General features: G+C 43.7%; 13 protein-coding genes. 2 read left to right on the top strand and 11 right to left on the bottom strand.

Features of this window, described 5'->3' with window-relative positions; translation table 11 throughout:
* Window positions 1-209: 209 nt before the first annotated feature.
* From LG307_RS01325 to LG307_RS01275, 11 genes are all read right to left on the bottom strand, one after another.
* The gene (locus tag LG307_RS01325; protein ID WP_404447156.1) at window positions 210-1,256 is read right to left on the bottom strand and encodes a LysM peptidoglycan-binding domain-containing protein; all 1,047 of its coding nucleotides are present in this window, start codon (window positions 1,254-1,256) and stop codon (window positions 210-212) included.
* A 577-nt stretch (window positions 1,257-1,833) separates the two neighbouring features.
* Window positions 1,834-3,822: a methyl-accepting chemotaxis protein gene (locus LG307_RS01320; protein ID WP_404447153.1), complete on the bottom strand. Its 1,989-nt coding sequence runs from the start codon at window positions 3,820-3,822 to the stop codon at window positions 1,834-1,836.
* 99 nt (window positions 3,823-3,921) lie between these two features.
* Window positions 3,922-4,335, bottom strand: coding sequence for a hypothetical protein (locus tag LG307_RS01315; protein ID WP_404447151.1), 414 nt, complete (start codon window positions 4,333-4,335; stop codon window positions 3,922-3,924).
* Between the two features lie 3 nt (window positions 4,336-4,338).
* A complete protein-coding gene (locus LG307_RS01310) occupies window positions 4,339-4,554 on the bottom strand; it encodes a helix-turn-helix transcriptional regulator (protein WP_404447148.1) in 216 nt (71 codons plus the stop codon).
* Between the two features lie 98 nt (window positions 4,555-4,652).
* Window positions 4,653-5,756, bottom strand: a complete 1,104-nt coding sequence (locus LG307_RS01305) for an ABC transporter permease (protein ID WP_404447145.1) — start codon at window positions 5,754-5,756, stop codon at window positions 4,653-4,655.
* Window positions 5,757-7,019, bottom strand: a complete 1,263-nt coding sequence (locus LG307_RS01300; protein ID WP_404447143.1) for an ABC transporter permease — start codon at window positions 7,017-7,019, stop codon at window positions 5,757-5,759. It lies immediately after the preceding gene.
* A gap of 12 nt (window positions 7,020-7,031) precedes the next feature.
* Window positions 7,032-7,964, bottom strand: coding sequence for an ABC transporter ATP-binding protein (locus LG307_RS01295; RefSeq protein ID WP_404447140.1), 933 nt, complete (start codon window positions 7,962-7,964; stop codon window positions 7,032-7,034).
* A gap of 778 nt (window positions 7,965-8,742) precedes the next feature.
* Window positions 8,743-8,874: a hypothetical protein gene (locus LG307_RS01290; RefSeq protein ID WP_404447138.1), complete on the bottom strand. Its 132-nt coding sequence runs from the start codon at window positions 8,872-8,874 to the stop codon at window positions 8,743-8,745.
* Window positions 8,875-8,909: 35 nt separating this feature from the next.
* Complete coding sequence (locus LG307_RS01285) at window positions 8,910-9,548, bottom strand: response regulator (protein ID WP_404447135.1); 639 nt, start codon at window positions 9,546-9,548, stop codon at window positions 8,910-8,912.
* Window positions 9,549-10,682, bottom strand: coding sequence for a sensor histidine kinase (locus tag LG307_RS01280; RefSeq protein ID WP_404447133.1), 1,134 nt, complete (start codon window positions 10,680-10,682; stop codon window positions 9,549-9,551).
* Between the two features lie 79 nt (window positions 10,683-10,761).
* Window positions 10,762-11,439, bottom strand: a complete 678-nt coding sequence (locus tag LG307_RS01275; RefSeq protein ID WP_404447131.1) for a hypothetical protein — start codon at window positions 11,437-11,439, stop codon at window positions 10,762-10,764.
* A gap of 211 nt (window positions 11,440-11,650) precedes the next feature.
* Here LG307_RS01275 and LG307_RS01270 point away from each other — a divergent pair, with 211 nt between their 5' ends.
* Window positions 11,651-11,983, top strand: coding sequence for a PadR family transcriptional regulator (locus LG307_RS01270; RefSeq protein ID WP_404447128.1), 333 nt, complete (start codon window positions 11,651-11,653; stop codon window positions 11,981-11,983).
* Window positions 11,980-12,660 carry a DUF1129 family protein gene (locus LG307_RS01265; RefSeq protein WP_404447126.1) on the top strand — a complete coding sequence of 227 codons (681 nt, stop codon included), beginning with the start codon at window positions 11,980-11,982 and terminating at the stop codon, window positions 12,658-12,660. Before LG307_RS01270 ends, LG307_RS01265 begins: the two co-directional genes overlap by 4 nt.
* Window positions 12,661-12,664 lie beyond the last annotated feature (4 nt).

The raw sequence follows: 12,664 nt of genomic DNA, 5'->3' as shown, positions 1-12,664 counted from the left end.
GGGGGGCTGGTTAAACAAACGTTTGACTAATTGAGGTTTGGTCAGGTCTACCAACGGGTTTGGGGTTTAAACAAACGTTTGATGGGTGATTGGAATTCTTTTGGTTGCGGGGTGTAATCTTTTTGAACGAACGTTTGATTAAAGAATTCGTTTCTTTCCTTTGTCAAAAAAGAAAAGGACCACCACTAGTGATCCTCCCCTCCCAATTACTAATATCCAAACTCCTCATTAGCAAACACAAGATCCACTAAAACAGGGCTGATTCCCTTTTTATAAATGATAGACAGTTCAGCTCCTGAGATAATGTCATAATTAGGTGCTGTACCGTAAGCAACCCTCAGGACAACCGGCTCCTTCTCTCCTTCTATCAGAAACTCCACTGAATTGCGATCTACGACTCCAGTTATGACAGCATTGGCTTTTATCATTCCGCCGGTTTGGATTTTCAATTCCTGACCTATTAGCACATATTCCGAAGCCATGTGATTATCTTTCTTTATTTTATGCGCGGACATATTGAACTTTTTAGCGATACCCCACAGCGTTTCCCCGGGTGCTACTGTGTAAAATGCTTTTGTCACTTTTTCCTGAGCCTTTTCCACCACATGATGATTAGATGGAGGAATGATTAACTGTTGTCCTATGCGAATAGTATCCGTTGTGAGGTTATTCTCCTTTTGGATGGAACCAACCGTTACTTTAAATTTTTCACCAATAGAGAAAAGGGTATCCCCAGCCATTACTTTATAAGAAGTGATTGCACCTCCAACCTTTAGGACCTGTCCCACATTGATTAGGTCGGTTTTCAGGTTATTTACTTTTTTAAGTTCCGTAACGGAAAGATCATATTTCTTCGCTATTGAAAATAGTGTATCTCCATATGACACTGTGTGCATGTTATTTGTAGTTTCCGCTTCTTTAGAACTAGATTCACTCAGTTGCAAAACTTGGCCCACTTTTATGATGTCAGACTTTAGACCATTCAACTCTTTTAACTCCTTGATGGACACCCCATACTTTTGAGCTAGTGAAAATAGCGTATCTCCAGGTTTTACTTGATGTACCGCTTCATTCGCCAGCACTTCACCTCTGGCATTAACTGTGATAAACGCACTAACTGCAAGAGTTCCAGCTAGGACATAACTAACAATTTTCTTATCTCGTTTCCCCTTGTTGATCCTTTTTTGCGTCTCAATTCTCTCTTTACGAGACCTAATATTCTGACTTTCCACCATAATCCCCTCGTTTTCTACCAATATATTCTTCTGTTTGAAGTATTTTGTCGAAATCACAGAGATATTTCGTAAAGCAGTCAGTAATTATTAGGGTGGGGCGAAAAGTAGGGAAAATAGTAATGACCGTTGTATTTTAGTGGGTTTTTATTGAGTAAATTTACTCAAACGAATGTATTTTGTATCATCTCTCGAATGCGGCTTTTGTCACGAAGTTGAATTTGCAGGGATATCCATCCAAACTGACCATTTATCCATTATAAAATAAATATATCAACCGTAAATTCTATATATCCATTGTAAAATCGGTTTATCCATTGTAACCGTGGTTATATCCACTGAAGGAAAATAAGCACCGGCAAAAAAACCAGTAGATATCAATTAATTTTAGAATATATCAAGAAAATATGGATTATTTCAAGAAAATCCACCCACATATAAAGAAAATTCAAGATATATCAAGAAATCTAGCAATATATCAAGAAAACACCACCGGCAGGCTAGCCAACCAGCACCTCCGGACACCCGAACCTCCAAACTTGCCCCATACAATAACCCCGGCCATCCACTCTCGCACCCGGCCGGGGTCCCACAACAAATCCTACAACTTAAACTTCTTAATCAACTCACTTAGATCCTCGCTCATTGCAAGTAGCTCTTCAGCTGAGTAAGCGATACTGCTGATTGCCTTCACCTGCTCGTCGGTCGATGCCGCAATTTCCTCCGTACCTGCAGCAGACTGTTCCGCAATGGCAGAGATGCTTTGGACGGAAGCGAGCACCTCTTCCTTCGAATCATTCATGGCATTCATGTTGCTCATGATATCCTCGATAAATCCAACGATAGAGCGGATATTGGTGGCGATTTCTTCGAATGATTCGCCAGTGTCCGCGACAGCTAGGCTTTGCTCGCCTGATATCTTATTCGTTCTCTCCATCTCTTCCAAAATCACATTTGACTCTTCCTGAATGCTCGAGATGGTCTCTTTAATGTGCTGGGTCGAGTCGGCGGTTTGCTCGGCTAGCTTTCTTACTTCCGTTGCCACCACGGCAAATCCACGGCCATGTTCGCCGGCACGTGCCGCTTCAATGCTTGCATTCAGCGCCAACAGATTTGTTTGATTGGAAATTTCGTTGATGGTATGCGTGATTTCCTCAATACTTTTAATCTTCTCCGTGAACTGAGTCATCAAACCATTAAGGTTCATCACAATTTCCGTTGACTCATTTGTATGGCCCTGCAGCACACTAAGCTTTCGCACACCAGTTTCATTTGCAGAAATTATCTGTCCAGAGAGCGCCTGAAGATCCTCTTGTTTGGATAACACATCTTCAATATTATCAGCCAGGTTTTGGGTGCGGGAGCTTGTTCCCTCTAAATCGGTTGCCTGTTGGACTGCACCTTTTGATAGCTCCTCAATTGCGCGGTTCATCTCTTCGCTTGTTGCGGAAACCTCTTCTGTGACGGCACTCATATCTTCCACAGATGCCTTCACCTTTTGAGAAGAATCGGCCACGGTTCCAATCATCTCGCGCATATTCACAAGCATTGTTTTAAAAGACGCTGCCAACACGCCGACCTCGTCTTTGGAACCAACCTCAATATCCCCTGTTAAATCTCCATCAGCAACTTTGGTAACTTCTGAATTCAATCTCAATATTGGCCTAGTAATATAACGCGCTAATAGAATGGTTGAGATACTTGCCACCACAATAGCGATCAGACCAACTATAACAATTGTTCTCAAAATGCCATTAGCCAATTGAAGCATGTCTTTTTCCAAAAAGACTCCGCCTATTTTCCAGCCAGTTTCATCGACCGTGTTAAAGGCCATCACCCTTTTATCCCCGTCAAAGGTATATCTTTGGACACCTTCTGCTTCCTCTTTATAGATGTTATCAATAAACGCCAAGTCTTGATCCAATAGGTTCTCCCCTATTAAGGTAGGATGCACCAATGCCACTCCATTATTGTCCAAAAGAATACTATATCCACCATAGCCTAGTTCTTTTTGTGCAACCAATTCTTCCAAGGAAGTAATATTGATGTCTGTTGCAAGTACTCCCTGCACAATTCCTTCGCCGGTCACCGCTTTTGCCAAGGTGATGACTGGTTCGTTTGTAGTTGCATCCATATAGACATCAGTAAAAATGACTTCACCTGGGCTTTGCATAGCCTGCATATACCACGCTCGAGTAGTTGGATCGAAATCTGACGGGAGTTCCATTGCAGGAGAAGAATAGAACTCTTTCCCGGCGGTTGCCAAGTATATAACCTGCATGTCAGGGAAGTTCCCTAATACTTGATTGAACCCTTCCAACATGGTCGCTTCATTTGCAGAAGATCCTTCTACAAGGAAATCGTCCACTAAAGAAGTACTTCCATAGGAACTAAGAATTTTAGAATAATTATCTAAATAAATATGAATTGTTTTTTCAAGATCTCTCATTGCAGCTTCTGCGTCTGCAACGACTTCATGATCAATTTTATCCTTTGCCTGGCTATATGTAATAGCACCGACACTGGCAATGATCAGTACGATAAGGAGCAAAAATGAAAAAACCAGCTTGCCTCGTAATGTTTGGAACATGTATGTATCTCCTTTATTTTTAACAGATAAACATTTTATCGACATAGTATGATAAATGTTAAGAAATAAAGGAGAAGTCAGTATTTTTAGAAATCCTAATTAAAGCCTTGCTGTCACAAGTGCTCCCATTCCAACGACGATAAACAATATGCTCAGGTACACTGCCAGCATTCCTACTTCCACTGTTTCCACGCCAAGAAGTGCTAGTGTCACGACAATTGCCCCACTTCCTATGAACACGACATACAGGGCTCCCAAGAAATAGCGTTTCATCAAAAGCATACTGCGCTCATCAAATTCCGGTAATTTCGGCTTCCTCTTTTTACGGAAAAACATGATTAGGAGCACCAAAACAAGACCTCCCAATGTACCTTGAAACATGGATAGTAGAAGGCTATAATCAAATACCCCTTCCTCCCGGCCGATTATATAGATTCCCAAAGCTCCGCCAGTCTGCATGCAGATTAAGATGACTCCAAATGTCAACCAGAACCATTTCTTTTTATTCTTCATCCCCTACTCCCCCTCTTTCTTCTCCTCTAGATAAAACATTTCTTCAATCGGCACATCAAAATAGGCAATCAGTTTGAGGGCCAATTCCAAGCTCGGGTTGTATTTATTTTTCTCAATGGCATTCACCGTTTGCCTGGTGATTTGAAGATCTTCGGCCATCTTGATTTGGGTAATTCCGCGCTTTTGCCGAATTTCCTTAATGTGATTAATTACTGCCACGGGCGTCCCCTCCATAAAAGGTAAAGATATCTTTACATACAATATAAACAAAAAAAGGAAATATGTAAAGGTAACTTTACACATTTCCTTGAAAAAATTTACTCCGTTGCTTTCCGTTCCATTAGATTCAAACCAATCCCCATAAAGAGCACACCCATGCAAAATAGTACCGAAGCAGGAAGCAGAAATTGCGACAAGGACCAATCCAACAGTGTTGCGCCTTTCAGCATTTCCATCCCATATGTCATCGGAATCAGTTTGGACAAGAAAAGCAATGCCTCTGACTGAACGATTTCAAGTGGCCAGTAGGCGCCGCCAATCATGGCCATACTCACTGATATCAACGGGATGACAGCATCCAATTGCCTTGGATTGGTGGCAAGTGCGCTTATTAGAACACCAAGAGACACGATGGCAAACAAAAAAGGAATAACAACAAGCAGGATCATCGGATACCCTCCCCTTAAGTCCACTCCTAAAACGAAGTGAAAAAAGGAGAAAACTAATGCCAGCTGGGCGTACCCCAGTAAAAAGCTGAAACTTACATGCCCCAAATACAGCTGTACTTTTGTTAACGGAGACAAGATCATCCTGTTCCACATTCCATTTCTCTTTTGCTCCAAAATGGTACTTACCGTGTAGGTGACTGTGAAGATGACAAAGAAAAGCGAGAATCCGAATAAAGCCTGCAGAGAAGCATCATAGACGAATTCGCTCTCTTTGAAAGATTTTTCCGACACAGAAAACAATCCGCTGCTTTCTTCTACCTTTTCTCTCAGTTCATCAGTTGTAGCGTTTAGTCTTTCAGCTGCGTCGGAAAGTGTACGCTCTGACTGCACCACGTTCGCTACATGAGCCTCTATCAGCGTGGTGTTTGGAGTGGTCGCGCTAAGATAAAGTCTGTAGCTATCCCTCTCCAATTGCAACCCCATGTCGATGGTGCCTTTTTCGAGTTTTTCTTTTACGGAGGATTCCTTTTCAGAAACGAAAACGGTATTCTCCGCTTTCATATTTAGTGATTGAATCAGCTCTGCTTGTTCTGCCTCATTTAGGGTGGTTGAATAAACAGGGACCTCTACCGGTTCCGCTTGATTCACCTGCCCTAAGGCAATCGCGAATACAAAAGTCAGTACAATCATTCCGATCACTGCAAATGGCTGTCTTCTTAAGTATTGAAAATGGTTAATTAGAATTGCCCTCATTTAAATCAACCTCCTTTTCGGAAAAATAGGAATGGCGATCAGGAGGAGGGCGATGCTCACCACGGCCAAGCGGAAAAGATTACCCGTCACACTTGCAAGCTCACCGCCACTTAATATTTTCAGATACCCCTGCAGAGCAGCTCCGTTCGGTGTGAAAGATGCGATCGTAAACATCGTATCGGAAACCTCATTCCAAGGCACAAAGCTTCCACCCAAGAAAGCAAACACACTGACAAGGAATCCCGAAAACATCGTGGAGACCCGTTGCGTTTCAAAGCGGTAATTCAAAGCGGTGATTAATACAGACATGGAGCCGACCACAAAACTGAAGAAGAGTGTAATCAACAGGAAGGCTATTAAATCCGGCCAAATCACTTGATAAATCAGAGCAGCCAAACCGTAAATCGCACATAATTGAAGGAAGCAAATCAGCACCGCTGACAACCACTTACTTGACGCGTACATCCAGGGGTTTGTATTGGTAAGCAGGATTCGGTCATACACAAATGTGGCTTTTTCATAATAAGCATAGCCGGCGACAAAGGACACGACATACAAAGCAAACATCGTGCTCATTCCCACGGCAAAATAACCAAAGGAATCCACCGGTACCTTGCCGTCCACCGTTACTGTTTCACCAGTCACCTGGGCTACATTTTCGAAACTAGGGTACGCCTGATTCGTTTGTTGAGCTTCCCGCGTCAACACCGATTGCAGACGCATATGTTCAGTAAAATTCTCAACCACATCTGAGATCACACTGGCTTCCAGTCCCTTCCCCTCGTTCAAGTAGAGCTCCAATTCTTTTGTTGTGTCCTGGTTAAAGAATTGACTTTTCCACGTTTCAAAACGAAGGCCTTCCGGGAATTGGAGAACTCCAGCGTATTCATCATTGGCAAGAGTCGCTTCCAGATCTGTTTCTTCTTTTACTTTTAGCAAATCTTGAAGTTCCTCTTTCATTACCGTATCCACGAGCAACTCCGGCAAGGAAGTCTGTTCGGCCGCTTCAAGAATTGGTGCTCTGCCTTGGTCAGGAATATTTTCGGATTGCATCCATTCGTCGAATTGCTCTAACTCTGCTTGAAAATCTCCTTGATCAAGTACAGCGACCTGAGCGTTCAGAGTTACTTCACCGTCAGAGTTCCCCCCTAAGGCAAATCCAAGAATCGTAATTAACACAAACGGCATTGCAAGCAGTATCAGGACTTCTTTTTTATCCCGCAGCAGGTGAAGGAGATCCTTTTTGATAAACGCACTTAACACGTTAGATTCCCCCTAATCCCGAAGCTTGCGACCGGTCAGATGCAAAAAAACATCCTCAAGTGTCGGCGCTTTTATTTGTATTCCTTTAAGCGGACTGTCTGTTTGCTTGGCTACATCAAAGACATCTTCAAGTAGGTTGATTTTCTTTGGAGCAAGCAAAATTATTTTCTTATCAAGCGTAGTTACGGATGAAATGGCCGGGATGCCCTCCAATTTTTCAATAAATGCCGGGTTGACCTTTTCCACTTCGACCTCGATGGTATGCTCGGAGGAAAGGATATTTTTCACTTCATCCTTTGTCCCGGAGGCGATCACTTCGCCGCGGTCCATGATGTAGAGGCGCTGACAGAGAAACTCCACTTCCTCCATGTAATGACTTGTGTAAAGAACCGTAATCCCTTTTTCTTCATTTAGCTTTTTCACCGTTTCCAGGATGTAATTTCTTGATTGCGGATCGATTCCGACAGTCGGTTCATCCATGATTAAGATTTCGGGTCTGTGAAGCAGTGCCACTGCAATATTGAGTCGACGCTTCATCCCTCCGGAAAATTGCTTCACTGGTTCTTTTTGACGTTGTTCAAGGCCGACCAACGTCAGGACTTCTTCTATTCTCTGCTTTAGTTCGCTTTTTGGCAGTTTGTAAATCTTCCCGAAAAAGCTCATATTTTCATAGGCAGTGAGCTCCGGGAATACGGCAATCTCTTGCGGCACCACACCTAAGATTTCTCTGAGGTGCTGCGGCTGATCTGTGACACTTTCCCCTTTGAGGAGCACGTCTCCGCTTGTCGGGTGTACGAGCGAGGAAAGCATGGAAATGGTGGTGGATTTGCCGGCTCCGTTTGGCCCAAGCAGCCCGACCGTTTCCCCTTTTTCCAAATATAAGTTGACGCCTTTAACGGCTTGCGAGTTTTTAAACGTTTTGGTTAGTTGAATGGCTTCTAGCATACTGTTTGCCCCCTTTGTTACTTCTACTATACTATCGGCCAGGGGAAAGTTAACCTGAAGAAGGTCATTAGTTTGCGGGGGTGCGGGTGACTTTAGTCACTTTTTGTGGTGTGGGGCGTTTTGGGGTTCTATTAGATGGAACTGGTGGATTTCATCTGGTTTCAAGCGTTTAGAGGCGGTCTATTAGACAGAACGCATGACTTCCCTTGGTATTCGGGCGGCTAGAAGCCTTCTATTAGACAGAACGCATGACTTCACCTGGTATTCGGGCGGTTAGACGCGGTCTATTAGACAGAACGCATGACTTCATCTGGTATTCGGGCGGTTAGACGCCTTCTATTAGACAGAACACATGACTTCACCTGGTATTCGGGCGGTTAGACGCGGTCTATTAGACAGAAAGCATGACTTCACCTGGTATTCGGGTGGTTAGACGCCTTCTATTAGACAGAACGCATGACTTCCCTTGGTATTCGGGCGGTTAGACGCCTTCTATTAGACAGAACACATGACTTCACCTGGTATTCGGGCGGTTAGACGCGGTCTATTAGACAGAACGCATGACTTCATCTGGTATTCGGGCGGTTAGACGTCTTCTATTAGACAGAACGCATGACTTCACCTGGTATTCGGGCGGTTAGAGCCTTCTATTAGACAGAATCTAAAGGTATTCAGACGTCCAAAAAGCCCGAATGGATTTTCGAGCTTTAAGCTTGTTTCATTAAAGTACCCTGTTGCTTCATACCCTTTCGTAGACTCATCAACTTCACGCCATCCCTCACATGTCAATCTGTTGTTTCCACCCTCTCCATTCTCCACTTTCAGACTGACCTGTCTTTCTACTTCCCGCTCTCTCTTTGATACGGTTAAATTTCACTCCATTTGCCAACTCATATTGTTGTAAGTCCATTTATCCTCCTCCTTTTCATAGTGACATTACTGTGCCTAAACAACCCCATTCCGAATCGCAAAAATCGCCATCTGCGTTCGATCCCTCAGCCCAAGCTTTTGTAAAATAACCGTCACATGATTCTTGACCGTTCCGATCGACAAATGCAAAGCTTCCGCAATCTCCTGGTTATTTTTCCCCTCTCCGACAAGCTGTAAAATGGACCGCTCCCTGCTGGTCAACTCCAACATTTCCGCACAGGTGGATTCCAATCGTCGGTTAATCAACCTCGGCAACACCTTCCCCGCCACAGAGGCATCAATGGAAATCCCGCCATTCAAACAGCTTTCAATCGAGGACAAAAGACTCGCCGCATCAGCATCTTTTAAAAGATAACCCAGTGCTCCAAGCTTCAGCGCTTCCAATGCATACTCATCATCTGCAAACGTCGTCAGTATCAACACTTTCGCTTTCGGGTCACGCTGCCTGATGACTTTTGTCGCTTCAATTCCCGTCATGACAGGCATCCGCACGTCCATCAGCACCAGGTCCACCAAGTGCTTCTCATAAGCATCCACTGCTTCCTTCCCGTTTGCAACCTCGGCCACCACCCGAAACGAAGGATGCTGCTCAATCATCATTTTTATTCCTTGCCGAACTAACGACTGGTCCTCTGCTAGCAATATATTAATCACTTAATATGTAACTCCCTTCAAAGGGAAAATTCCCTTCACTGTAAAATATCCCTCGATGACTTCCCGCTCCATCCGTCCGTTCAGACCTTCCATTCGCTTCCGCATATTTTGCAGTCCAAATCCTTCTTCGACCATCCTCAATGTCTCCACTTTATTTTCCACGTTCGCCTGAAAGCTGTGCTCTCCGATGATCTCAAGTGTGATGGAGATTTCCTTCGAGCTCCCGTGACGCATTGCATTCGTAATTCCCTCCTGTACAAACCGGTACAAGGCAATGTTTTGCTCGTTGCTTAAAGGTTGCGATAGCACGCCTGTCTTAGTCGTCAACTGGACCCTCATCTGACTTTCCGCCTCTAACTTTCTGATCAAATGAATGACAGATGAGATTCCCTGCTCCTCTTCTCCCTGCAAGGCCCTCACCGCTTTTCGCATCCCATCCAAGCTTTCACGAGCCAACTGCTTGGACTGCTTCACCATGGAAGCGACCTTCTCTTCCCCTGCTGCCTGCTCCGCCACTGCCGTTTGCATCATGAGTGCTGTCAGCTGATGCCCCACAGAATCATGAATATCTCTAGCAATCCGGTTCCGCTCCTCGACTCTGGCAACCTCCTCATTTTCAAGAACCTGCCTTTTTAATACACGATACTCCACCAACAGGCTTTTCCACTCTCGATCAAACTTCTCATTATCACGGTAGTATCGATGGATAAGCGCACCCACCCCGATCAACATGATGAAAAGAAACAAATGATAGAAAAATAGATCAGAAACCGCCAGAACGCTAAGGGTGAACATAACCGGCAAAAGAACAGCCATTGCCTTGAGAACTGCCTGTTTGGTAGAGGAAGATTGCATTCCATCCATCAATAAAAAATAGACTAATAGCCAAGGCAACACATCAAAAGGCTGCAGGATATAGTGTTGCACCAATACCACCGCACCACTTGCCAAAAAATACGCCACCCATTTCGCCTTCCAAACAGGCATAGAAAAATAAAGCCCCAAATACATTCCCGCGGCCAAAAGATACCCAGCCAACAGCGTGCCTGTTAACGAATAGTAAATCGGTATGATTAAAAAAATCGCGCACACAAAACAGAGTTTTACCCAAAGTAAACTAATCCTGCTGCCCATCAAACATTCCCGCCTTTATATTATGTGAATTCTGGTTGTTCCATGAATTGCACGTTTCTCATTTTGAACAAACGTTTGACTAAAAAATCTTATTCAACTTCTTCATCGCCGCTTCTGATGTAAAACTTTCAAAATGGTTCATCAATTTTTCGGTTGCCTCTTCTTTTTTTAAACGCAATGGTTCAATATGATTTCTATCACACCAATGCCTCATCGTTTCATAGGCCGTACTGCTCCACCCATTCTTTTCCCCATTTTCATCCTGCTTTTCTTTAATCCCCGATACCACAATGTCAAGATTGCCTTGCAGCTCCAGTAATGCCTGGTCGAAAGCTTTCTTTTTTTCTTTTTCCTTCATTCCAGCTTTTGCTCGCAGTACTCTCGTATCTATTCCTTGGTTCTGTGAAATGAGGCTGAAAAGGGTTAAAGCTTCACGGGACACTTCTCCTTTTTCATATCGTTTCTCCACGGTTTCTTGACTAGCAAGTGCAGCAAGCATCATCGGAAGAATGTCCTTTGAAATGAATACCGCTTTTTTCTTAATGAATTTCCCATAAGCTGCCACCCCATCTGCAGCAAATTGAGTCCTCCAAATCCACGGATCTTGCTCCGTGTCGGAATGCCATGCCTCTTTCGGCGTCATGCCCCCTAGCGATGGATAATCATCAAATAACGGCGCAAGCGGCAGTAATCCCACTTCTTTAATCACAGCAACAGCTTCTTCATATGTATGGATAGTGTTAGTTTGTGTAGTCATTGTAATCCTCTCCTTATATTTTAGAAATTCTACAAACATCGCAGAGAGTCCTTTAAAATTTTTCCAAATATACCTTGCAATACAAGATAGCAGAACATATAATGGTAAGTATCATGTAATACAAGATAGTCGCTCCATTTTACCCCAGTACCTTGTTATACAAGATACCAAAACAAAAATGACCTTTACCAAAACCAAAGTAGGTGAACACATGGCAGCAAGAAGCCAGCTATTAAAAGGAATCCTCGATGCCTGCGTGATGGCAATTGTTGAGGAGAAAGCAGTCTATGGGTATGAACTGTCCCAGCAGCTGCAAAAAGTCGGATTACCGGACATCAGTGAAGGCACCATCTATCCGGTCCTGCTCCGACTCCAAAAGAACGGATTCATCATAGGGGAAATGCGTCCTTCCGCTTCCGGACCGAACCGAAAGTATTATTTTCTAACAGACGAGGGAAAAGAAGAATTGGAACGAATCTCAAGTGAATGGATGCTGATCGCAGGGCCTGTAAGTCAATTATTGCAAAGAGGGGAAAACAAATGAGAGATACAAAGAAGTTGATTGAAGAGAATAACCAAAAACGAAAGCTGTTGAGTGATGATAATTTGGAATTGTATGAGGATTTTCTCTTATATATCCGTACGGACTTAAGAGTGGCGGAACATGAAGGAGAAGAACTGTTACTGGAACTACTCGATCATATGCTAGAAGCACAACATGAGGGAAGGCCTGCAAAGGATTTGTTCGGTGACGATCCAAAAGCATATGCAGATGAAATTATCGACGGATTACCAAGAGAAAAGAAGCGAGACACCATTCCATTTATCGCTACAATTCTTTTGAACTTGTTGGGCTGGGGAGCTATTAACGTCGGGCTCGTTTACTTGGTGCTTTCGCAATTCGTTGAGGTGAAAGATTCTATCTCTATTAGTAGCTTACTAACGATTTTCATTCCCGTCCTCTTGTCCGTTGCCCTTGGGATAAAAATCATCTTTGCCTTAATACGCTCCACCCTTTTTCAAGAAAAGAAAAGCCACAAAAAGGCTTATTGGAAAGCAGGGTTATATGGAGCCGGGTCTTTTGCCCTTATTATGCTTCTAGCTTGGTTAAAACCTGACTTCGGGCCATCCGTGCAAATCGTATGGTGGATCGCTATAATCGTAGGCCTTGTGCTGATCCTTTCAGGAAAGTTCATACAACGCCAATTCAACACCCATTAATAGA

The sequence above is a fragment of the Sutcliffiella horikoshii genome (assembly GCF_044809035.1).
GTDB lineage: Bacteria > Bacillota > Bacilli > Bacillales > Bacillaceae_I > Sutcliffiella_A > Sutcliffiella_A horikoshii_G.
Note: the sequence above shows the minus strand (reverse complement) of the source record. Positions and strands in the feature narration are given on the sequence as shown.